General features: G+C 62.9%; 23 protein-coding genes. 12 read left to right on the top strand and 11 right to left on the bottom strand.

The features are described 5' to 3' along the window. Positions 1-2: 2 nt before the first annotated feature. The 8 genes from ACSSU5_RS19115 (at position 3) to ACSSU5_RS19150 (ending at position 6069) form a co-directional block, all read left to right on the top strand. Positions 3-770 (top strand): SDR family NAD(P)-dependent oxidoreductase, encoded by a 768-nt coding sequence (locus ACSSU5_RS19115; protein ID WP_264309459.1) that lies wholly within the window; start codon positions 3-5, stop codon positions 768-770. 12 nt (positions 771-782) lie between these two features. Next, positions 783-1976: an acetyl-CoA C-acyltransferase gene (locus ACSSU5_RS19120; RefSeq protein ID WP_492559510.1), complete on the top strand. Its 1194-nt coding sequence runs from the start codon at positions 783-785 to the stop codon at positions 1974-1976. An 8-nt stretch (positions 1977-1984) separates the two neighbouring features. Continuing rightward, entirely contained in the window at positions 1985-3112 is a 1128-nt protein-coding gene (locus ACSSU5_RS19125) for an acyl-CoA dehydrogenase (protein WP_264309457.1), read from the top strand. A 13-nt stretch (positions 3113-3125) separates the two neighbouring features. Beyond that, positions 3126-3899, top strand: a complete 774-nt coding sequence (locus ACSSU5_RS19130; RefSeq protein WP_264309456.1) for an enoyl-CoA hydratase — start codon at positions 3126-3128, stop codon at positions 3897-3899. A gap of 332 nt (positions 3900-4231) precedes the next feature. After that, on the top strand, positions 4232-4636 hold the full coding sequence (locus tag ACSSU5_RS19135) for a TraR/DksA family transcriptional regulator (RefSeq protein ID WP_264309455.1): 405 nt from the start codon (positions 4232-4234) through the stop codon (positions 4634-4636). A gap of 184 nt (positions 4637-4820) precedes the next feature. Beyond that, positions 4821-5015 carry a hypothetical protein gene (locus ACSSU5_RS19140; RefSeq protein ID WP_033700301.1) on the top strand — a complete coding sequence of 65 codons (195 nt, stop codon included), beginning with the start codon at positions 4821-4823 and terminating at the stop codon, positions 5013-5015. A 374-nt stretch (positions 5016-5389) separates the two neighbouring features. Next, positions 5390-5860: a hypothetical protein gene (locus ACSSU5_RS19145; RefSeq protein WP_033700299.1), complete on the top strand. Its 471-nt coding sequence runs from the start codon at positions 5390-5392 to the stop codon at positions 5858-5860. Then, the gene (locus tag ACSSU5_RS19150) at positions 5857-6069 is read left to right on the top strand and encodes a hypothetical protein (protein WP_264309454.1); all 213 of its coding nucleotides are present in this window, start codon (positions 5857-5859) and stop codon (positions 6067-6069) included. The genes ACSSU5_RS19145 and ACSSU5_RS19150 overlap by 4 nt, the downstream gene beginning before the upstream one ends. 12 nt (positions 6070-6081) lie before the next feature. Here the strand turns inward: ACSSU5_RS19150 and ACSSU5_RS19155 are convergent, their stop codons facing one another. The 7 genes from ACSSU5_RS19155 to ACSSU5_RS19185 form a co-directional block, all read right to left on the bottom strand. Next, positions 6082-6447 carry a Na+/H+ antiporter subunit G gene (locus ACSSU5_RS19155; protein WP_264309453.1) on the bottom strand — a complete coding sequence of 122 codons (366 nt, stop codon included), beginning with the start codon at positions 6445-6447 and terminating at the stop codon, positions 6082-6084. Beyond that, positions 6444-6722: a K+/H+ antiporter subunit F gene (locus tag ACSSU5_RS19160; RefSeq protein ID WP_492559511.1), complete on the bottom strand. Its 279-nt coding sequence runs from the start codon at positions 6720-6722 to the stop codon at positions 6444-6446. The genes ACSSU5_RS19155 and ACSSU5_RS19160 overlap by 4 nt, the downstream gene beginning before the upstream one ends. Further along, positions 6719-7207: a Na+/H+ antiporter subunit E gene (locus ACSSU5_RS19165; protein ID WP_492559512.1), complete on the bottom strand. Its 489-nt coding sequence runs from the start codon at positions 7205-7207 to the stop codon at positions 6719-6721. The genes ACSSU5_RS19160 and ACSSU5_RS19165 overlap by 4 nt, the downstream gene beginning before the upstream one ends. Next, on the bottom strand, positions 7204-8883 hold the full coding sequence (locus ACSSU5_RS19170) for a monovalent cation/H+ antiporter subunit D (RefSeq protein ID WP_264309451.1): 1680 nt from the start codon (positions 8881-8883) through the stop codon (positions 7204-7206). Before ACSSU5_RS19170 ends, ACSSU5_RS19165 begins: the two co-directional genes overlap by 4 nt. Beyond that, complete coding sequence (locus ACSSU5_RS19175; protein ID WP_003250128.1) at positions 8880-9224, bottom strand: Na+/H+ antiporter subunit C; 345 nt, start codon at positions 9222-9224, stop codon at positions 8880-8882. Before ACSSU5_RS19175 ends, ACSSU5_RS19170 begins: the two co-directional genes overlap by 4 nt. After that, on the bottom strand, positions 9224-12139 hold the full coding sequence (locus tag ACSSU5_RS19180) for a monovalent cation/H+ antiporter subunit A (protein WP_264309450.1): 2916 nt from the start codon (positions 12137-12139) through the stop codon (positions 9224-9226). The genes ACSSU5_RS19175 and ACSSU5_RS19180 overlap by 1 nt, the downstream gene beginning before the upstream one ends. A gap of 150 nt (positions 12140-12289) precedes the next feature. Continuing rightward, entirely contained in the window at positions 12290-13240 is a 951-nt protein-coding gene (locus ACSSU5_RS19185; RefSeq protein WP_492559513.1) for a DMT family transporter, read from the bottom strand. An 83-nt stretch (positions 13241-13323) separates the two neighbouring features. On the opposite strand from ACSSU5_RS19185, the gene ACSSU5_RS19190 reads away from it, so the two are divergent. Next, complete coding sequence (locus ACSSU5_RS19190; protein WP_264309448.1) at positions 13324-13887, top strand: helix-turn-helix domain-containing protein; 564 nt, start codon at positions 13324-13326, stop codon at positions 13885-13887. Between the two features lie 23 nt (positions 13888-13910). Here ACSSU5_RS19190 and ACSSU5_RS19195 read toward each other — a convergent pair whose 3' ends face one another. After that, positions 13911-14459, bottom strand: a complete 549-nt coding sequence (locus ACSSU5_RS19195; RefSeq protein WP_492559514.1) for a cysteine hydrolase family protein — start codon at positions 14457-14459, stop codon at positions 13911-13913. 82 nt (positions 14460-14541) lie between these two features. Here ACSSU5_RS19195 and ACSSU5_RS19200 point away from each other — a divergent pair, with 82 nt between their 5' ends. Both ACSSU5_RS19200 and ACSSU5_RS19205 read left to right on the top strand, forming a co-directional pair. Beyond that, complete coding sequence (locus tag ACSSU5_RS19200) at positions 14542-15525, top strand: GlxA family transcriptional regulator (protein ID WP_492559515.1); 984 nt, start codon at positions 14542-14544, stop codon at positions 15523-15525. Positions 15526-15635: 110 nt separating this feature from the next. After that, positions 15636-16016 carry an antibiotic biosynthesis monooxygenase gene (locus tag ACSSU5_RS19205; RefSeq protein WP_492559516.1) on the top strand — a complete coding sequence of 127 codons (381 nt, stop codon included), beginning with the start codon at positions 15636-15638 and terminating at the stop codon, positions 16014-16016. On the opposite strand, the gene ACSSU5_RS19210 is transcribed toward ACSSU5_RS19205, so the two are convergent. Together ACSSU5_RS19210 and ACSSU5_RS19215 are read right to left on the bottom strand one after the other, a co-directional pair. Beyond that, positions 15995-16765 (bottom strand): alpha/beta hydrolase family protein, encoded by a 771-nt coding sequence (locus ACSSU5_RS19210; protein ID WP_492559517.1) that lies wholly within the window; start codon positions 16763-16765, stop codon positions 15995-15997. The two genes, ACSSU5_RS19205 and ACSSU5_RS19210, sit on opposite strands and share 22 nt — an antisense overlap. Beyond that, positions 16749-17861 carry a DUF3182 family protein gene (locus ACSSU5_RS19215; RefSeq protein ID WP_492559518.1) on the bottom strand — a complete coding sequence of 371 codons (1113 nt, stop codon included), beginning with the start codon at positions 17859-17861 and terminating at the stop codon, positions 16749-16751. Before ACSSU5_RS19215 ends, ACSSU5_RS19210 begins: the two co-directional genes overlap by 17 nt. Positions 17862-18087: 226 nt before the next feature. On the opposite strand from ACSSU5_RS19215, the gene ACSSU5_RS19220 reads away from it, so the two are divergent. Continuing rightward, positions 18088-19899, top strand: a complete 1812-nt coding sequence (locus ACSSU5_RS19220; protein WP_492559519.1) for an aminopeptidase P family protein — start codon at positions 18088-18090, stop codon at positions 19897-19899. 58 nt (positions 19900-19957) lie between these two features. Here ACSSU5_RS19220 and ACSSU5_RS19225 read toward each other — a convergent pair whose 3' ends face one another. Continuing rightward, positions 19958-20239, bottom strand: a complete 282-nt coding sequence (locus tag ACSSU5_RS19225; RefSeq protein ID WP_264309441.1) for a hypothetical protein — start codon at positions 20237-20239, stop codon at positions 19958-19960. Positions 20240-20394: the final 155 nt, after the last annotated feature.

Consider the following 20394-nt stretch of genomic DNA (forward strand, 5'->3'; position numbering starts at 1 on the left):
CCATGCAAATAGCCAACAAACACTTTATCGTCAGTGGCGCCGCATCCGGGCTGGGTGCCGCCACCGCACAGATGCTGATCGAGGCCGGTGCCAAGGTCATGCTGGTCGACCTCAATGCCCAGGCGGTCGAAGCCAAGGCACGTGAACTGGGCGAAAACGCCCGCTTCGCGGTCGCCGACATCAGCGACGAGCAGGCCGCCAAGGCTGCGGTCGACGCCGCCGTCAGCGCTTTTGGCAGCCTGCATGGCTTGGTCAACTGCGCCGGTATCGTCGGCGCCGAGAAAGTCCTGGGCAAGCAAGGCCCGCATGGCCTCGCCAGTTTCGCCAAAGTCATCAACGTCAACCTGATCGGCAGCTTCAACCTGCTGCGCCTGACAGCGGCGGCGATGGCCGAGGGGCCGGCGGACGAGGGCGGTGAGCGGGGGGTAATCATCAATACCGCGTCCATTGCCGCCTATGACGGGCAGATCGGCCAGGCCGCCTACGCGGCGTCCAAGGGCGCCATTGCCAGCCTCACGCTGCCAACCGCCCGTGAGCTGGCGCGTTTCGGCATCCGCGTGATGACCATCGCCCCGGGTATTTTCGAGACCCCGATGATGGCCGGCATGACTCAGGAAGTGCGTGACTCGCTGGCCGCCGGGGTGCCATTCCCGCCGCGCCTGGGCCGCCCTCAGGAATACGCCGCACTGGCCCGCCACATCATCGAGAACAGCATGCTCAACGGCGAGGTGATCCGCCTCGACGGCGCGCTGCGCATGGCTGCCAAGTAAGGAGTAATGAACATGACCCTCGCCAACGACCCGATTGTCATCGTCAGCGCCGTGCGCACGCCCATGGGCGGCCTGCAGGGCGACCTCAAGAGCCTCACCGCGCCGCAGCTGGGTGCCGCGGCAATCCGCGCCGCCGTCGAGCGCGCTGGCATCGAAGCTACCTGCGTCGAACAGGTACTGTTCGGTTGCGTGCTGCCGGCAGGCCTGGGCCAGGCCCCTGCGCGCCAGGCAGCGCTGGGCGCAGGCCTGGACAAACACACCACCTGCACCACCTTGAACAAGATGTGTGGCTCGGGCATGCAGGCCGCAATCATGGCCCATGACCTGCTGCTGGCCGGCAGCGCCGACGTGGTGGTGGCGGGTGGCATGGAGAGCATGACCAACGCGCCCTACCTGCTGGACAAGGCCCGCGGCGGCTACCGCATGGGGCACGGCAAGATCATTGATCACATGTTCATGGACGGCCTTGAGGACGCTTACGACAAGGGCCGCCTGATGGGCACCTTTGCCGAGGATTGTGCGCAGGCTGGCGCCTTTAGCCGCGAAGCCCAGGATGCCTTTGCCATCAGCTCGCTGACGCGTGCTCAGGACGCTATCAAGCAGGGCCGCTTCAGTGCCGAGATCGTTCCGGTAGAGGTCACTGAAGGCAAGGAAAAACGCGTTATCAAGGATGATGAACAACCGCCCAAGGCGCGCCTGGACAAGATCCCGCAGCTTAAACCGGCCTTCCGTGAAGGCGGTACGGTGACGGCCGCCAACGCTAGCTCTATTTCCGACGGCGCTGCTGCGCTGGTGCTGATGCGCCGCAGCGAAGCCGAAAAGCGCGGTTTGAAACCTTTGGCCGTGATCCATGGGCACGCCGCCTTCGCCGATGCGCCCGCGCTGTTCCCCACGGCGCCGATCGGGGCCATCGACAAACTGATGAAACGTACCGGCTGGAACCTGGCCGAGGTGGACTTGTTCGAGATCAACGAAGCGTTTGCCGTGGTGACCCTGGCAGCCATGAAGCACCTCGACCTGCCACACGACAAGGTCAATATCCATGGCGGTGCCTGTGCCTTGGGCCACCCGATCGGCGCCTCGGGCGCACGCATTTTGGTGACTTTGCTGTCGGCCCTGCGCCAGAACAACCTGCGCCGCGGCGTGGCGGCCATCTGCATTGGCGGTGGCGAGGCTACGGCCATGGCCGTCGAATGCCTGTACTGAGGTGAGCCATGCTGGTAACTGATGAGCAACAACAGATCGCCGACGCCGTGCGTGACTTTGCCCAGGAGCGCCTGCGCCCGTTCGCCGAGCAGTGGGACAAGGAACACCGGTTCCCGCGGGAAGCCATTGACGAGATGGCCGCCCTGGGCCTGTTCGGCATGCTGGTGCCGGAACAGTACGGTGGCAGCGACACGGGCTATGTGGCGTACGCCATGGCCCTGGAAGAAATTGCCGCAGGCGATGGTGCTTGTTCGACCATCATGAGCGTGCACAACTCGGTGGGTTGCGTGCCCATCCTGAAGTTTGGCACCGAGCAGCAGAAGCAGCAGTTTCTTGCCCCGCTGGCCAGCGGTTCGATGATCGGGGCCTTTGCCCTGACCGAGCCGCAGGCCGGCTCCGATGCCAGCAGCCTGAAGACCCGCGCGCGTCTGGATGGCGACCACTATGTGCTCAACGGCAGCAAGCAGTTCATCACCTCCGGGCAGAATGCCGGCGTGGTCATTGTCTTTGCCGTCACCGACCCGCAGGCCGGCAAGCGGGGCATCACGGCGTTCATCGTGCCGACCGACTCGCCGGGCTATCAGGTAGCCAGGGTCGAGGACAAACTCGGGCAGCATGCCTCGGACACCTGCCAGATCGTCTTCGACAATGTGCGGGTGCCTGTTGCCAATCGCCTGGGCGAAGAAGGGCAGGGTTACAAGATCGCCCTGGCCAACCTCGAAGGTGGCCGCATCGGTATTGCGTCGCAGTCGGTCGGTATGGCGCGTGCGGCCTTCGAGGTGGCCCGCGACTATGCCAAGGAGCGGCAGAGCTTTGGCAAGCCGTTGATCGAGCACCAGGCCGTTGCCTTCCGCCTGGCCGACATGGCCACGCGTATTGCCGTGGCCCGGCAGATGGTGTTGCACGCTGCTGCGCTGCGTGATGCCGGGCGGCCGGCCTTGACGGAGGCGTCGATGGCCAAGCTGTTCGCCTCGGAAATGGCCGAAAAGGTCTGTTCGGACGCCTTGCAGACCCTAGGTGGTTATGGCTATCTGAGTGACTTCCCGCTGGAGCGGATCTACCGCGACGTTCGGGTCTGCCAGATTTACGAAGGCACCAGCGACATTCAGCGCATGGTCATTGCGCGCAATCTTTGAAGGAGCAGTCTGCATGGCATTCGAAACCATCCTGTTGGACATCCACGGCAAGGTCGGCCTGATCACCCTTAACCGGCCTCAGGCACTCAATGCGCTCAACGCGCAGATTGTCGGCGAGATCAACCAGGCCCTGGACCAGCTCGAACGCGACCCGAATATCGGCTGCGTGGTACTGACCGGCTCGGCCAAGGCCTTTGCCGCAGGTGCTGATATCAAGGAAATGGCCGATCTCAAGTACCCTCAAATCTACGTTGACGACCTGTTCAGTGACGCTGACCGGATTGCCAATCGACGCAAACCGATCATTGCTGCGGTGTCGGGTTTTGCCCTGGGTGGGGGGTGTGAGTTGGCGATGATGTGCGACTTCATTCTGGCGGCTGACAATGCCAGGTTTGGCCAGCCTGAGATCAACCTTGGGGTATTGCCGGGCATGGGTGGTACCCAGCGGCTGACCCGTGCCGTGGGCAAGGCCAAGGCGATGGAACTGTGCCTGACGGGCCGCTTGATGGGGGCCGAGGAGGCCGAGCGGGCTGGGCTGGTGGCGCGTGTGGTGCCGCAGGCTGAGCTGGTTGAAGAGGCGCTGAAGGTGGCGGCGACCATTGCCAGCAAGTCGATTCCGGTGAGCATGATGGTCAAGGAGAGTGTCAATCGGGCCTTTGAGGTTACCCTCAGCGAGGGGGTGCGCTTTGAGCGTCGGGTGTTCCATGCGGCCTTTGCTACTGAAGACCAGAAGGAAGGCATGAGCGCCTTTATCGCCAAGCGTGAGGCGCAGTTCAAGGATCGTTGATCCCGGCTGTAGGTATGGCGTGAGCTGGATGGCGCCTATGAGATCGAGCGCCGCCCGCGCGGCGCTCGATCTCATAGGCGCTGCATAACCCAAGACATGCACCTGTCAGCCCAGACGCAACCCCAAGTCCTGCCACCAGAGCACCGACCAGCGGATTCTGGGCAAAGTGAATCAAATTCGCATCCGATTGCAGTTGCTCCACGCGACGTGGCGCCTTAGACTGCCGCCCCCTGTAAAAGAGTGCCGGTTGGCGCTTGAAGAATTCCGCTGCCGATGCACTGGCGTCGGCGGCACCCGAATCGCCCAAATGCACATTTTTCATAGAGAAATCGATGACCAAGGAACAGTTGCTGGCCATGTCGGCCGATGACTACATGAACGCTGATCAGCTCGCCTTCTTCTCCGGCCTGCTGCAGTCGATGAAAGTCGAAACCCATGAGCGCATCGAGTTGAGCCGTGCCACCATCGAGGGCCTGGACACTCCGTCGGACCCTGCTGACGTGGCTTCGGTAGAAGAAGAGCGTAGCTGGTTGGTCAATGCCATCGACCGCGATCAGCGTTTGCTGCCACAGCTGGAAATGGCGCTGGACCGTATCACCGACGAAAGCTTCGGCTGGTGCGATGACAGTGGTGAGCCGATTGGCCTGAAGCGTTTGCTGATCAGCCCGACCACCAAGTACTGCATCGAAGCCCAGGAACGCCACGAGCAGCTCGACCGCCACCAGCGGCAGATCTGACCGAGCGCAGTACGCCAAGCCCCACGGAGAAATCCCAGGGGCTTTTTGCGTTTTTTGCTGAGTACGCTCCGGAATTTGTTGCTTGTGGCGTAACACTGCTGTACCGAGATGCGCTGTTTCCTGCCAGCGGGCAGGCGTATCATGGCTTTATCGTTAGGGTGCTAATTAAATTCCGGAGGGAGTGATGAATAGCCGAGTCGATGTAGCCGTGATGATTGGCTCTGGTGTTCCTGCCACCTTGCAGGCGCTGGGCAAGCGTATTTGCTGGGTGGTGCTGGTCAATGGCGAGCGCCGTGGCACTGCGTTCGCCACGCGTGATGAGGCCGTGGAGTGCCAGGCGGCTTGGTTGCAGCAACTCAGGAAAGGGCTGGCCGCCTGACGGCGCACTGGCGTTGGCAAGGTAAGAAATGTTTTTTGCCTCTCGACGGATTTCGGTGTTTTCGTGCATATTCCTTCCCCAGAAATGCGCTGATGGATTTCAGAGCCCGTTCTGTCGAGCGCTCTGCAACTGCCTCTCGCATCTTTTCTGGCGGGTTTGTTGTCAGGCATTACGCTTCCCGTGTGGGTGTTTGCCGAAAACCTGTATTGAAGCCAGATCTGGCAAGCCAGAGTAAAGAATCCTGCATGCTGCATCGCCAGCCTGCACAGACATCAGCGCATCGCTTTAATATTCTTTTCGCCTATCGATACGTAATGGCCGTGCCTCACCGAGCGTGTGTGGGGGCGGGATGTAACCGGTTGAGGATCACTTCATTGGCAGTCAGCACACTTGATACCCACGCCCTGTTCGCCCTTGGCGATCTGCGCGGTAAATTGGCCCAGCTGTTCCAGGGCCGCTTTATCTATGTTACCGAACAGAGTCCAGAAGGCTTGTACATGGCCGAAATCGACACCGAGAGCGCATTGGTGGTCGATGACAAACAACGTTTGGAACTGAAGGTAGGCGATCACTTTCGCGCCGCAGTATTGCCTAGCCGCGAAGGTGGCAAGCTTGAAATGCGCTTTCGTGATATCAAGCTCAACGTCTACGGCGTAGGCGACTATGCCTTTGTTTCGGTGCCAGAAGGCGAGGGCATCGTGTTGCGTGAAGGCCATGGCGTGATGTTGGTGTTTGCCGCGCAACAGCAAGTACAGGAAGGGCTGGGCAAGCTGCTCAAGGCAGTGACCGGCAAAGTCGCGAAATGGCGCAAGGGTGAGCTGACCACGTTCAAGGCCAGTGAATGACGGACTGCAGCAAAACGCCGGTTTCGCGTGCCGAGTTCCATCAGCAGCACCAGGCGGATGCTGTAGCGCAAGCCGGGCGGCTGTTGGCTCGGCGTGAAGACTTGCAAGGGGCTTGGCTGACCTGGGTGGCAGGTGAGCTGTATCAACTCAGCCCGCCACCGTACGCCGCCATGGTTCGGCGCGAGTTGCAGCGCCTCAGCCAAGGTTGAAGCTGCAAGCGGTCAGTGGCCGCGATCTCCGCCGCTGCTGACTTCGTCGGGAACCGCCTCTTTTGACATCCGCTTGCGAAACAGCGCAGCCCTGGCCAGCAACAGCGTGGTGACCGGTACCGTGATCGACAGCAGAATCGGGATCAGCCAGGCGTGCAGGATGGGGGCGTCCTTGAGCCACGAAAAGTAAATGATCGAGGCCAGGGCAACACACCATGCGCCAATGGTCGAAGCCAGCGCGGGTGGGTGCATGCGCTGGAAGTAGTCTTTCAGGCGCAGCAGGCCCACGGCACCTATCAAGGCGAACAGGCTGCCGATCAGCAGCAGCGCGGCGGTGACCAGCTCCAGCCAGAAGGGCAGTTCTAGCGTTTCGGTCATTCGATCACCTCACCACGTAGCAGGAACTTGGCCAAGGCGAACGAGCCGACAAAGCCGAACAACGCAATCAGCAGCGCACCTTCGAAGTAAGTGTCGCTGGCATAGCGGATCCCCAGCACCAGCATCGTCAGCATGGCCAGGATGTACAGGTAGTCCAGCGCCAGGACCCGGTCCTGGGCGGATGGGCCGCGGAACAGCCGGATCAGCGCCAGGGCTATTGCCAGGGCGAAGATGAACAGGCTGGCGAGTACAGCGTTGGCGAGCAGGCCTGTCATTGGAAAATCTCCATCAGCGGGCGTTCATAGGTGTCCTTGAAGTGCTCGATGAAGGCGGCTTCATCCTCCAGGTCGAACACATGCAGCAGCAGCACGCTGCGGTCCAGGGCCAGTTCCGACCAGACCGTACCCGGTACAACGGTAGTGATCATCGACAGCGCGGCCAAACCATGGGCATCGCGCAGCGTCAGCGGAATGTGCACGAACGCCGAGCGCGGCGGCTGCTTGCCGGCACGCAGAACGCCACGGGCTACCAGCAGGTTGGACACGATCACATCGAGACCTACCCGGGCAATGAGCTTGGCAACCACCCAGGGGCGCCGCACATAGGCGTGCTGGGGGCGCAGCGGTGCCATCAGCAGTGGCGCAAAGATGCCGAGGATGGCACCGAGCAGCAGGTTGCCGGGGCTGACCGAGAGGTTCAACAGCAACCACAGGCCGAACAGCGAGACCGACAGCAGTGGGGCGGGAAACAGACGGTTCATGGCAGCGCCTCCACCGCGAGGGAGGTCGGGCCAGGGATCGGCCGGGCGGCCATCACCGCCTTGATGTAGGTGTCGGGCACCTGCAGGCTGGCGGCCGTGTCCTGGGTGTAGCGCAGCAACGGCTCGGCCTTGAGGCTGAGCATAATGCACAGGCCAAGCAGGATGACGATCGGCAGGCACTCATAGCGACGCAGTAGCGGCGAGGGGCGCTCTTCGGGCTTCCAGAAACGCTGGATGCCCACGCGGCCGAACGCGATCAGCGACGCCATGCCGGACAGGATAAGCAGTGCCACCAGGCCCCAGCCTGCAGCTGTCAGCGGTTGCTCTGGCGCTATACCCAGCCCCAGCGGGTTGAGCAGCGCACTGATCAGGTTGAGTTTACCGACAAAGCCCGAAAGCGGCGGCATGCCAATGATCAGCAACGCACAGGCGATGAAGCTCAGGCCAAGGAAGGCCATGGTCCATGGGATGATCTGGCCGATCACGGCCTTTTGCTCGTCATCGAGGTTGATGCCTTTGGGCGGGTGCAGTGACTCTAGCGGCGAAGGCATGGCATCTTCTTCATCGTCCAGCGGCGCTTCGTTGGCCGAGCGCGAGCGCTCGATCAGCTCGGCGAGCAGGAACAGGGCACACAACGCCAGCGTCGAGTTGACCAGGTAGAACAATGCCGCGCCGGTCAGCGCTGGCTGGGCAAAACCGACGGCCGCGAGCAGGGTGCCGGCGGAAACCAGAATGCTCAGGGCAGCCATGCGCTCCAGGCGCTGTGCGGCCAGTATCGACACCGCTGCCACGGCCAGTGTGACCAGGCCGCCGTAAACCAGCCACTCGCCACCGAAGTGTGCCGAGGCGCCGGCTTGCCCGGAGAACAGCAGCGTCCACAGGCGCAGCACGGCATACAGGCCGACCTTGGTCATGATGGCAAAAAGCGCGGCAACCGGTGCACTGGCCGACGCGTACGCCGGTACCAGCCAGAAGTTGAGCGGCCATATACCGGCCTTGGCCAGAAACGCCATGGCCAGTATCGCGGCGCCCGCATGCAGCAAGCCACGGTCGGCCTCCGGCACCAGCGGGATCTTCAGCGCAAGGTCGGCCATGTTCAAGGTGCCCGTCACGCCATAGAGCATCGCCGCGCCCACCAGGAACAACGACGAAGCGAACAGGTTGATGGCAATGTAGTGCAGGCCTGCCTTGACCCTTGCCCGGCCCGAGCCATGCAGCAGCAAGCCGTAGGACGCTGCCAGCAGTACCTCGAAGAACACGAACAGGTTGAACAGGTCGGCAGTCAGGAATGCACCGTACAGGCCCATCAACTGGATTTGGAACAGCGCGTGGAAGCTGGCGCCGGCGCTGTCCCAGCGGGCCCGGGCAAACAGCAGGGCACTGAAGCCGATGATGCCGGTCAGGGTCAGCAGTAACGCAGACAGGTGGTCTACCACCAGCACGATGCCGAACGGTGCAGGCCAGTTACCCGGCAAATAGACGCCGATCGATTCGGCCTGGCCCTGGGTGCGGACCCACAGCAGCAGGCTGACCGCGATGGCCAGGCCGGCAAAGGTGGACAGCAGGTTCAGCTGCGCCTTGATCCGCCGGTGTTTCTCGCCCAGCAACAGCATGATTGCCGCCGTGATGAGTGGCAGCAGGATGGGGGCGACGATCAGTTGACTCATACCACTCATTCGTCACGCTCCCGGCCATCCACGTGGTCGGTACCGGTCAGCCCCCGTGAGGCCAGCAGCACCACCAGGAACAGTGCGGTCATGGCGAAACTGATGACGATGGCGGTCAGTACCAGGGCCTGGGGCAGCGGGTCGGTGTAGTGCAGCAGGTCCTGGGTCACGCCGTCCTTGATGATGGGCTCCTTGCCGATGAACAGGCTGCCCATGCTGAAGATGAACAGGTTGACCCCATAGGACAGCAGGCACAGGCCCATGATCACCTGGTAGGTCCGTGGGCGCAGGATCAACCAGACCCCGGAGGCGGCCAGTACACCGATGGCGACTGCAATGACTTCTTCCATCAGGCGGCTCCTGCTTGGCTGGATTTCGCCGGGTTGCCCGGGCGGTAGGCGCGCACCGACTGGTGCGCCAGGGCGGTGAGGATCAGCAGGGTCGAACCGACCACCACGGTGTACACGCCGATATCGAAGAACAGCGCGCTGGCCACGTGCACATCCCCGAGCACGGGCACGTGCAGGTGCGCTGTGTGCGTGGTCAGGAAGGGGTAACCCAGCAGCATGGCGCCTACCCCGGTCAGGGTCGCGCACAGCAGGCCGGTGCCCATCCAGCGCAGCGGCCGCAGGCTCATTTGTGCTTCGACCCATTGGGTGCCGGCCACCATGTACTGCAGGATGAACGCCACCGACATCACCAGGCCGGCGACAAAGCCGCCGCCAGGCTGGTTGTGGCCGCGCATGAACAGGTACATCGATACCAGCAGGGCGATCGGCAGCAACAGCCGCACCAGCACCGCGGGCACCATCATGAAGCCCAGGGCAGTGTCTGTGGCATGGCGCGGGTTGATCAGGTCAGTGACCACGTCGGGCGCCAGCTGGCGCTGCTGGGCGGGCAGTTGCATGCTCTCCTTGGGCGGGCGGAAGCGTCGCAGCAGGGCGAATACGGTCAGGGCCACGGCGACCAGCACGGTGATTTCACCGAGGGTGTCGAAGCCACGGAAGTCGACCAGCATCACATTGACCACATTGGTGCCACCCCCCTGAGGCAGAGCGCGGCTCAGGTAGAACGAGGAAATGACGTTGGGGGTCGGCCGGGTGAGCATGGCGTAGGACAGCACGGCCATGCCACCGCCCACCAGAACTGCCAGCAACAGGTCGCGCAGGCGGCGCATGCGGGCGCGCTCCAGGCTACCCGGCAGCGGTGATACACCTTCGATACGGCGTGGCAGCCAGCGCAGGCCGAGGAGGATCAGTACGGTGGTGACCACCTCCACGACCAGTTGGGTCAGCGCCAGGTCGGGCGCCGAGAACCAGACGAAGGTGATGCAGGTCATCAGGCCGCAGACGCTGACCATGATCAAGGCAGCCAGGCGGTGGTACTTGGCTTGGTAGGCGGCGCCGATGGCGCAGGCGATCGCGATCAGCCAGAGTGCGACGAACACGCCGGAGCCTGGGATTTTCGGGCGCTCTCCCCAGGTCAGGCCGCTGTACAGCATGGGGGTGAGGCCAGCCAGGAAGGCCGCCAGCACCAGCATGAACAGTTGCGATTGCAGACGGCGCGTGGTCAGCCAGCCTTCGGTGCGCCGGGCCAGCAACATCAGGCGAACCAGGCCATGCTCGAACAGGCGCTTGCCGTTGAACCGCTCGATCAGCGGCGGGTAGGGGAAGCGGCCCATGCGCAGTTGCTTGCGCAGCAGCAGGTACAGCACGATCCCGCCGCTCATGGCCACCAGGCTCATGATCAGCGGCGCGTTCCAGCCGTGCCAGATGGCCAGGCTGTATTCCGGGAGCGTACCGCCTACCACCGGCAAGGCCGCAGCGGCCAGCAACGGGCCGACCGACTGGGCGGGGAAGATGCCGACCACCAGGCAGGTGAGCACCAGCAGTTCGACCGGTGCGCGCATCCAGCGGGGTGGTTCGTGAGGTGTGTGGGGCAGGTCTTGGGCGGTTGGCCCGAAGAAGACATCGACGGTGAAGCGCAGGGCGTAGGCCACGCTGAAGGTACCGGCCAGCGTGGCGATCACCGGGAGGGCGGCTTCGACCCAGGCCGTAGAGCTGATGAACACTGTTTCGGCGAAGAACATCTCCTTGGACAGGAAACCGTTCATCAATGGCACGCCCGCCATCGAGGCACTGGCCACCATGGCCAGGGTGGCGGTGTAGGGCACCAGGCGGATCAGGCCGCTAAGTCGGCGGATATCGCGCGTACCGCTTTCGTGGTCGATGATGCCGGCGGCCATGAACAGCGAGGCCTTGAAGGTGGCATGGTTGAGGATGTGGAACACGGCGGCCACAGCCGCCAGCGGGCTGTTCAGGCCCAGCAGCAAGGTGATCAGGCCCAGGTGGCTGATGGTGGAGTAGGCCAGCAGGCCTTTGAGGTCGTTCTGGAACATCGCGGCAAAAGCGCCGAGCAGCAGCGTGATAGCGCCAGCGCCCCCCACGATCCAGAACCACTCCTCACTGCCAGACAGCACCGGCCAAAGCCGCGCCAGCAGGAACACCCCCGCCTTGACCATGGTTGCCGAGTGCAGGTAGGCGGACACCGGGGTCGGCGCCGCCATCGCGTGGGGCAGCCAGAACTGGAAGGGAAACTGCGCACTCTTGCTCAGGGCGCCCACCAGGATCAGGGGCAACAGCACCGGATACAGCGCGTGCTGGCGAACAAGGTCGCCAGCGGCCAGGACCTTGTCCAGGTCGTAGCTGCCGACCACGTGGCCCAGCAGCAGGGCACCGACCAGCAGGCACAGGCCACCGGCACCGGTGACCATCAGCGCCATGTAAGCGCCGCGACGGGCGTCGGCGCGGTGGTGCCAGTAACCGATCAGCAGGAAGGAGAACACGCTGGTCAGCTCCCAGAAGAACACCAGCTGGATCAGGTTGCCAGAGATCACCAGGCCCAGCATGGCGCCCATGAACGCCAGGAAAAAGGCGAAGAAGCGCGGCACCGGGTCCTGGGGCGACATGTAGTAGCGCGCATACAGCGACACCAGTGTGCCGATGCCCAGTACCAGCAGTGAGAACAGCCAGGCGAAGCCGTCCATGCGTAATACGAGGTTCAACCCCAGGCTGGGCAGCCAGAGGAATTCCTCGCGAATCACGCCACCGTGGGCGACTTGGGGGTACAGGAGTGCTACCTGGACCGTACCGACCAGGGCGACAAGCCCGGCGAGTATGGACTCGGCGTTTCGTGCGTTGTGCGGCAGCACGGCTGCCAGGCAACTGCCCACGAACGGCAGAAGCAATAGCACTATCAAGGACATAGCGTTCTATTCTGGAGAGGTTTGCCAAGGATCATACGTGCCGAGCAGTTGATCACCAACACGCAAGCTGTCGCAGAATCGTACAAATACGGTGTGACAAGGTATTTTTTTATAACAGTTTTTTACAAAGCATAGCTGCAGTTGGCCGCTTTACAGCCCGGCCTGCTGCTCGCGTTCGTCCAGCGCTTCGTGCGCTTCGGTGTTTTCGCGCAGGCGGCGCACCTTCAGTTCGCTGACCACCACGGCGATGACGATCAGCAGCCCGCCGATCAGCGCGACGCCAGGCAGGCGCTCGCCGGCGAGGCGCCCGACGATCCCGGCCCACACAGGCTCACCGGCGTAGATCAGGGTGGCACGGGTGGGTGAAACCGACTTCTGTGCCCAGTTCATTGCCACCTGGATCACTGCGCTCATGGCGCCAAGCCCCAGGGCGCTAGCCAGCAGCAGCCAGGAAAAATCGGGAATGCGTTCCTGGGTTGGTACGATCATCAGGAATGACAGCAACGAGGCGGTCGCCAGCTGCACCACGGTTACGCGGCGAACGTCGACCTGTCCGGCATAACGGCTGATCAGGATGATTTCGCCAGCGATGGCGATGGCGCAGACCAAGGTCACCAGCTCGCCTTCGCTGAAGTGCAAGGTGCCACCCTCTGGCCCTGCCAGCAGCATCAGGCCAAGGAATGCCAGGCAGATGCCAATGCTCGGCATCAGGCCGGGGCGTCGGCCGAGCACCAGCCATTGCAGCACCGGTACGAAGGGCACATACAAGGCGGTGATGAACGCTGACTGGCTGCTGCTGATGGTCTGCAGGCCCATGGTTTGCAACCCGTAGCCCAGCATGATCGATACGCCGATCAGCACACCGGCCTTGAGCTCGGTGAGTGTCAGCCCAGGCAGCGCACGCGCCGAGACCACCCCCACGAACAACGCCGCCGCAGCGAAGCGCAGGCCGACGAAGAACATCGGGCCGCTTACCGTCATCACGTTATGCACCAGCAAAAAGGTGCCGCCCCACAGCATGGTAATGAAGACCAGTACCAGTTCGGCCTTGCTCAGGCGAAAGGAAACGGCGGTGCTTGGCTTGCTGATGGGTTGGCTCATGGTCTTGCACACTCGGAAGGGGCGGCGCACAATCTGCGCAAAGTGGGCAGTATACTGCGCAGCCACGACCAGCGAGCAATAGAGTGCACAAAAATTCCACACACCGAGCATCGGTGTTGCAGCATGTCAGCCTTAATGTGCGCAGCCTGCGTCACGCTGCGGGTATGAGCCAGTCAGCCTTGGCCGAGCGCTCTGGTGTCAGCCGGCGGATGCTGGTGGCGATTGAGGCGGGTGAGAAGAATGTCAGCCTCACCACCCTCGACCTGATTGCAGAAGCCTTGGGCGTGGCATTCAGTACCTTGATCCAGGCACCCGAGCAACGCGACCCGAGCCGCATCGATGAGCTGGCCTGGGCCGGTGAACATCCGCAAAGCCGGGCGGTGCTGCTGGGGAGCAGCACCGCCCGGCGTGAGGTCGAGCTTTGGGAATGGACCTTGGCACCGGGCGAGTGTTATGTCAGCGAGGCCGATGCAGATGGCTGGAGCGAGCAGATCTACGTCGCCGAAGGCCAGCTCACGCTGGTCATCGAAGAGGCCGAGCATCGCCTGCAGGTCGGCCAGTTCCATGTGTTTCCGAGCAACTGCCGCTATGCCTATCGCAACGATGGCGCCGTGGCTGTGCGCTTTGTTCGCAACGTGGTGATCTGATCGCCTGCCAGGGGCTGCTTCAATCAGCCGCCCAGCAGCTCATCGGTCTTGACCACCTTGGCATAGGCAAACGCCAGGGCGGCCATCGCCGAGTCGTGCACATGGGCCGCTGGCACCTGTTTGCCAGCGAATTCCAGGGGCAAGGTCGCGCAGGCATCGTGAGCCACGGTCACCTCGTAGCCATAATCGGCGGCGGCGCGGGTGGCCGCGTCGATGCACATGTGGCTCATGCTGCCGACGATGGTCAGGGCTTGAACGCCCTGCTGGTCCAGCGTCTGCTTGAGGTCGGTGCCGAGAAACGCATTGACCTTGTGCTTGAGCACCACCGGCTCGCCGGCCCGGGGTTCGACCTTGGCATGGATGGCCGCGCCGGGTGAGTTCGGTGCGAAGAACGGCGCATCGGCGCTTTCGAATTCATGCCGTACATGCACCACCAGATCGCCTCGTTCGCGGGCGGCAGCCAATAGCCGGGCGGCGTTGTCGGCTGCCTGGTCTGCGCCGTCGAGGGCCCATTTGCCGCCTGGGAAATAGTCATTCTGGATGTCGATGATGATCAGCGCTTGCTTGCTCATGTTGCCTCCTGCGGCAGTAGTCGTTGGCTGACGATAGTTATAGGCTGTGCGCATCGACCTGAGGATTGGCACGACCGACACAATGAGGGCAAAAACTGACAACCCTTCCAGCCTGGACATCGGCCTGCTGCTCTACCCTGGGGCGCAGCGTGCGGCCGTGCATGGCCTGGCCGACCTGTTCACGGTGGCCAACCGGGTTGCCGCCGAGCTGGGCGCTGTCGAGTTGCCGCAGATTCGCGTCAGCCACTGGCAGCTCGATGATGCCGGGTTGCTGCAGCGGGTTGAGGATAGCCAAGCCGATGTCGCCCCTGAGTTGCGTGTGCTGATCATTCCGCCGAGCCTGGAGGCGGCACCGCACGCGGAACTGCTCGCGCGCCATCGCGCGTCGTTAAGCCAGTTACATGGGCGCGGCACGGTGCTGGCGTCGGTGTGCATCGGCGTGTTTTTCATCGCGGCCAGCGGGCTGCTCGACGGGCGCCCGGCCTGTACCCACTGGAACTACGTACAAGCACTTGCGCAGCGGTTCCCCAAGGTGCGGGTGGAGACCAACCAACCGCTACTGGACGACGGTGACATCATGACCTCAGCCGGGTTGATGGCCTGGACCGACTTGGGGTTACGCCTGCTTGAGCGGTTTCTGGGGGCGACAGTGGCCCGCGAGACCGCTCGTTACCTGGCGGTCGAGCCGGTAATAGCGCCGTTGCCTGGGGCGTTGTTCCACCCCCGCCTCGACCATGGCGACGAGGCGGTGCTCAAGGTGCAGCACTGGTTGCAGGGCAGCGGTGGGCAGGACGCGGACCTGGCAGCCATGGCTTCGTGTGCAGGTCTGGAAGAGCGGACCTTTCTGCGGCGCTTTCGCGCTGCCACCGGTTTGCGGCCGACTGAGTATTGCCAGCAAGTCAGGGTAGGGCGCGCCTGTCGGTTGCTGGAATTTACCCGGCGCAGTGTCGAGCAGATTGCCTGGGGTGTCGGCTATCAGGACCCGGGAGCGTTTCGAAAGGTGTTTCAGCGCATCACCGGTATGACCCCCAGTGACTACCGACGCCGCTTCGCGGTTTCAGCTTAGGCCAAGGCTGGGCGTGTCGGGTGGCGGAAAAACCACTTGACCTTGACTTAACTTGAGGTCTTACCCTGCTCACCATCACGCAGATAGCGTCCAGAGCAAGGAGACTGTTCATGAGGGCAATGCCTCATTCTCTGTGGTTTACCCAGATGATCGAGTATGAAGTGCCGGCCATGCGCCAAGTGGCGTTGGCCCAGGCGCTGGTGGCGCGCAGCGAGCAATTGGCAGCGCGCTGTGAAGGCTTGCAGGGCGTGAGTATCCAGGCCAGCGACGATGGCAGCCGGGTATTGCAGTGTCTGCAATGGCAATCGCGCCAGGCATGGGCGGCGGCGGCGGCGAGCTTCGTCGAGGAACCCTTCCTCGACCTGCTGTGCCAGCACCAGGCACGTGGCGTCAACTTTGCCGCCTACCAAGCACTGCGCAGCCTCGTGCGCGGTGCCGATGGCGGCTTGCACTGCCAGGTCGGCGAGCCTCAGGCATACCAGGGCGCGTAGTGCGGGTAGCGGTCCAGGCGTGCACCGACGACCATCTCGCTGATCCAGGCGGCGAGGATTGAACTGTAGGCTTTTTGGTTTTCTTCGCTGGACAGCGCGTGGTCGGCGCCGTCGACGATGCGATGGGTCAGCGAGTGGGCGCTGATGAATGCCGAGCGGTAGCTCATCAGTGTGCTGTGGGGCACATAATCGTCGTGTTCGGACTCCACCAGTAACACATCGCCGCCGAATTCGGCGCAGGCGGCCAGGGCGCGGTTGTCCGCCGGGCCAAGCTGGCGCTGGCGATAGGCGTTCAGCCGCTGCCGGTCGAGGGTTTGCTTGGGCCTGTCCCACTCGTCGTCCCAATACATGGCCGGCACCCGCAGTGCCAGCCACTTCACGGGCCGCAGCCGGGTCAGCAAGGTGGCAAGGTAGCCACCGTAACTGCTGCCGATGATGGCAATGGCACTGCTGTCCACGGACGGATGGCTGGCCAGGCGGTCATAGGCTGCCAGCAAATCATTGAGGTTCTGTGCGCGCGTGACGGTAAGGCGTTGGCTCTCGGTTTTCTCGTGCCCGCGCAGGTCGAAGGTCATGCACACGCAGCCAAGCCCGGTGATATGCCGGGCACGGGCCAGATCGCGCTGCTGGCTGCCGCCCCAGCCGTGGACGAAGAGCATGCCTGGCATCTTGCTGCCAGGGCTGACCAGGGTGCCGACGATGCTGTCATTTTCGACGTGCAGCTCTATGGTCTCACTCTGAATGGTCATGTTCGCGAATCCGCGCAAATTTGCTGAATTGTCCGAGTTCACTGTCGATTCCTTGGTAGAAGAGGGTGGCGTCAGTGGGCAAGTCGGGCGTACCGAACACTTCATGGGTGGAAGCGCGAACCCGTTGCAGCGTTGGCTCATCGGCGAAGGCTTGCAGGGCAAGGAGTTCTGCACTGCTGGCGCCCCCCAGGCGCCAGGATTGCTCAAGCACGCCGCTGCGCAGGTGGCCTTGAGCGGTCGTGCCGCGAGCGATGTCATAGTTGCGCCGTGATGCCACAAAGCCCGGGAAGTGCTGCTCGGCCGCCCGTTCGTAGGCCATTGCCTGGTTGATCGCCAGGCGCAGGTGGTCTTCCATCGGCAACTGCAGCAGTGCCTGGTAATCACCGCGTACCACGACCAGGTCTGAGCCGCCGTAGACTTCCGTGCCCTGGTGGTCGTGCGTCAGCTGCTGGGTGCCGTGATAGCTGCAGGTCAGGCCGGCGACCCGGACCTGACCGACGCTGAAGGTCTGTACCTCGCTCAGGTCTTCTTCGAGCACCAGCCCCCAGACGGCCAGGGCCTGGTCATCCATGTCGGCGAGCAAAGGCTCCAGCGCATCCGCCGTGTCGATGACCTGTTGTCCGCGACCGGCACAAGCCAGCACGGGCTTGACGCGCAGCGGGCCATCGCGCAGCAGCAAGCGTGCGGCGTTGCGGGCATCGGTTTTGCTGAACACGGTGTAGCCACGCAGCAGCGCATCGCTGGCCTGCAGGGCGAAGGCGTCGGTCCAGCCTGGCGGGAAGCTGGCGTCGGCCGGCAGCGGATGGGAGATCGCCTTGGTTGCCATGTAGGGGTAAGCGACCAGTCCGCCGAACAGGTCTTGCTCGGTACGAATGCCCATGGCGGCATGGCGCTGTGGGTCGACTAGCGTTTCGGTCGGTAAATAGTAGTAGCGGTCTGTAGCCGTGGCAGGCTGGGCAGGTTCTATGTGTGGGCAGCCGAGCAACTGAGCCAGGCCATCGGCGAGCTTGAGGTGAACGGCATGTTCGTGGTCAGGTGTGTGTTCGCGGGTGTCAAGCAGCACCACGCCGGTTTTCGAGTCGCAGGCAGCGGGCATGTTGGTTGGCCTGTCTGCTATGAATGTACTGTGTGTGAAGCCAGCGCTTTGTGGAAGTTCATCAGGATGTGATCGGTGGTCCTGGTTCTGCTGTAGGAAATGTCTTGATTGCAGAGGGCGTGCCGGGCATTGGCTGCGGCTAGCCGGTCGCCGCGATTGCAGGGCTCTGATGGCTGTTCCATTATCCACAGTCTGGATTAGCAGAGATGTTTTCGCAGGAGTGCGCATGAACGTTCAGACCTCGATTGAGCAACGTGTGCCGGAGCGCCTGGCGCGCGTGCGCCAGGCAATGGCCGCAGAGGGCATCGACGCGCTGCTGGTGCCATCGGCAGACCCGCATCTTTCCGAATACCTGCCCGGCTTCTGGCAGGGGCGTCAATGGCTGTCCGGTTTCTACGGGTCGGTCGGCACCTTGGTGGTCACGGCAGGCTTTGCCGGGCTCTGGGTCGACAGCCGCTACTGGGAGCAGGCCGAGAACGAGCTGGCAGGCAGTGGCATCCAACTGATGAAGCTGCTGCCCGGCAAGCCGGGCGCGCTGGAGTGGCTGGGTGAGCACATCGAACCCAAGGGCGCTGTTGCGGTAGACGGTGCGGTCATGGCCTTGGCGTCGGCGCGACTGCTGGGGGAGCGCCTGAAGGCCCGGGAGGTGAGGCTGATTACCGACAAGGACTTGCTTGGCGAGGTTTGGGGGGAGGGCCGCCCGTCGCTGCCGAGCAACCCGGTTTATCAACACTTGCCACCGCATGCCACGCAGAACCGGGCAGACAAGCTCGCCCAGCTACGCGAAAGCTTGCAGGCCAAGGGCGCCGACTGGCACTTCATCGCCACCCTGGATGACATCGCCTGGCTGTTCAATCTGCGCGGCAGCGACGTGTCCTACAACCCGGTCTTTGTTTCCTTCGCCCTGATCAGTCAGCAGCAGGCGACGGTGTTCGTGGGGCGGGACAAGGTCGATGATCATCTGCGTCACGTGCTTGCGGTTGACGGCATCGAGGTGCGTGACTATGCCGAGATAGGCAGCGCCCTGGGTGCGGTGCCGTCAGGAGCCCGGCTGCTGGTTGACCCCGCGCGGGTTACCTGCGGCCTGCTGGAAAACCTGGGCCCTGGCGTCGAACTGGTCGAGGGGGTCAACCCCACCACCCTGAGCAAGTCGTGCAAGCGTGTGGAAGATCTTGTGCACATTCGCCGGGCCATGGAGCAGGATGGCGCCGCCTTGTGCGAGTTCTTCGCCTGGTTTGAAGCAAGCCTGGGCCGAGAGACCATCACCGAGTTGACGGTCGATGAGCAACTCAGCGCAGCGCGTGCGCGTCGTCCAGACTTCGTGTCGCTAAGCTTCTCGACCATTGCGGCCTTCAACGGCAACGGTGCGATGCCTCACTACCGCGCCACCGAGCAGTCGCATGCGACCATCGAAGGTGACGGTTTGCTGCTGATTGATTCGGGTGGGCAGTACCTGGGGGGCACCACGGACATTACCCGGATGGTGCCGGTCGGTAACCCGACGTATGCGCAGAAGCAGGATTGCACGCGCGTGCTCAAGGGCATGATTGCGCTGTCGCGCGCCACCTTCCCGCGCGGGATTCTCTCGCCACTGCTCGATGCCATTGCCCGGGCGCCGATCTGGGCGGATCAGGTGGATTATGGGCACGGTACCGGTCATGGGGTGGGCTACTTCATGAACGTGCATGAGGGGCCGCAGGTGATCGCCTATCAAGCGGCGCCCACGCCGCAGACTGCGATGCAGGCAGGCATGATCAGTTCGATCGAGCCGGGCACTTACCGGCCACGGGAGTGGGGCGTTCGTATCGAGAACCTGGTGGTTAGCCGCGAGGCGGGCAAGAGTGCTTTCGGTGATTTCCTGAACTTCGAGACCTTGACCCTTTGCCCGATCGACACGCGCTGCCTGCTGCCCGAGTTGCTCGCCAAGGAGGAACTGGACTGGCTGAACGGTTACCACGCTATGGTGCGTGAGCGTCTTGCGCCTTTGCTGAAAGGCGAAGCCCTGACCTGGTTGCAGGCACGTACCGCGCCTTTGTGATTGTCAGCAAACAAAAAGGGCAGCGTTCGCGCTGCCCTTTTTCAGTTGCGTGAGGTCATCACTTGCAGATGACGATCATGCTGCGGCTGGTGTAGCCAGCCGGATTGATGCCGAACAGATAGTCGCCTGCTTCTTCATCTGTGTCGCCCGAGCGCGCAATGACCTTGTAGCCACGTGTGCTGCAGGACGTCTTGGCCTTGCTGTAGCAGTTGTCCCACGACGAGGAAAGGCCAGAGCAACTGATATGCAGGCCTTTCTTACCCCTTTTGACCTCAGTCTTGGCCGTGGCGGCACATCCAGCAATAGCCAAGATGGCCAGGATGAGCAAAATACGTTTCATTCCTGTCCTTAAATGCAGGGCGGATCAGCTGTCTGGCCCTGTCGTTATCGCTTCGGTTCGTCCTGAAGTTTCCCCAGCGTCCGTGTTCGGTCCAGTAGATAGCGTAAAGATGTTGATTCTGTGACAGCTTAATCAGCGAGGCGGGCCGCTACAAT

This window comes from Pseudomonas sp. E1MeOHC2 (assembly GCF_058745025.1).

What these genes read in the sequence shown, in the direction of transcription:
- ACSSU5_RS19125 (WP_264309457.1), top strand. Translation starts at nt 1,985, where the DNA reads ATGCTGGTAACTGATGAGCAACAACAGATCGCCGACGCCGTGCGTGAC.
- ACSSU5_RS19185 (WP_492559513.1), bottom strand. Translation starts at nt 13,240, where the DNA reads ATGAGCCAACCCATCAGCAAGCCAAGCACCGCCGTTTCCTTTCGCCTG.
- ACSSU5_RS19205 (WP_492559516.1), top strand. Translation starts at nt 15,636, where the DNA reads ATGAGGGCAATGCCTCATTCTCTGTGGTTTACCCAGATGATCGAGTAT.
- ACSSU5_RS19140 (WP_033700301.1), top strand. Translation starts at nt 4,821, where the DNA reads ATGAATAGCCGAGTCGATGTAGCCGTGATGATTGGCTCTGGTGTTCCT.
- ACSSU5_RS19200 (WP_492559515.1), top strand. Translation starts at nt 14,542, where the DNA reads ATGAGGGCAAAAACTGACAACCCTTCCAGCCTGGACATCGGCCTGCTG.
- ACSSU5_RS19150 (WP_264309454.1), top strand. Translation starts at nt 5,857, where the DNA reads ATGACGGACTGCAGCAAAACGCCGGTTTCGCGTGCCGAGTTCCATCAG.
- ACSSU5_RS19155 (WP_264309453.1), bottom strand. Translation starts at nt 6,447, where the DNA reads ATGACCGAAACGCTAGAACTGCCCTTCTGGCTGGAGCTGGTCACCGCC.
- ACSSU5_RS19195 (WP_492559514.1), bottom strand. Translation starts at nt 14,459, where the DNA reads ATGAGCAAGCAAGCGCTGATCATCATCGACATCCAGAATGACTATTTC.
- ACSSU5_RS19225 (WP_264309441.1), bottom strand. Translation starts at nt 20,239, where the DNA reads ATGAAACGTATTTTGCTCATCCTGGCCATCTTGGCTATTGCTGGATGT.
- ACSSU5_RS19170 (WP_264309451.1), bottom strand. Translation starts at nt 8,883, where the DNA reads ATGAGTGGTATGAGTCAACTGATCGTCGCCCCCATCCTGCTGCCACTC.
- ACSSU5_RS19220 (WP_492559519.1), top strand. Translation starts at nt 18,088, where the DNA reads ATGAACGTTCAGACCTCGATTGAGCAACGTGTGCCGGAGCGCCTGGCG.
- ACSSU5_RS19135 (WP_264309455.1), top strand. Translation starts at nt 4,232, where the DNA reads ATGACCAAGGAACAGTTGCTGGCCATGTCGGCCGATGACTACATGAAC.
- ACSSU5_RS19115 (WP_264309459.1), top strand. Translation starts at nt 3, where the DNA reads ATGCAAATAGCCAACAAACACTTTATCGTCAGTGGCGCCGCATCCGGG.
- ACSSU5_RS19175 (WP_003250128.1), bottom strand. Translation starts at nt 9,224, where the DNA reads ATGGAAGAAGTCATTGCAGTCGCCATCGGTGTACTGGCCGCCTCCGGG.
- ACSSU5_RS19215 (WP_492559518.1), bottom strand. Translation starts at nt 17,861, where the DNA reads ATGCCCGCTGCCTGCGACTCGAAAACCGGCGTGGTGCTGCTTGACACC.
- ACSSU5_RS19210 (WP_492559517.1), bottom strand. Translation starts at nt 16,765, where the DNA reads ATGACCATTCAGAGTGAGACCATAGAGCTGCACGTCGAAAATGACAGC.
- ACSSU5_RS19180 (WP_264309450.1), bottom strand. Translation starts at nt 12,139, where the DNA reads ATGTCCTTGATAGTGCTATTGCTTCTGCCGTTCGTGGGCAGTTGCCTG.
- ACSSU5_RS19120 (WP_492559510.1), top strand. Translation starts at nt 783, where the DNA reads ATGACCCTCGCCAACGACCCGATTGTCATCGTCAGCGCCGTGCGCACG.
- ACSSU5_RS19160 (WP_492559511.1), bottom strand. Translation starts at nt 6,722, where the DNA reads ATGACAGGCCTGCTCGCCAACGCTGTACTCGCCAGCCTGTTCATCTTC.
- ACSSU5_RS19165 (WP_492559512.1), bottom strand. Translation starts at nt 7,207, where the DNA reads ATGAACCGTCTGTTTCCCGCCCCACTGCTGTCGGTCTCGCTGTTCGGC.
- ACSSU5_RS19130 (WP_264309456.1), top strand. Translation starts at nt 3,126, where the DNA reads ATGGCATTCGAAACCATCCTGTTGGACATCCACGGCAAGGTCGGCCTG.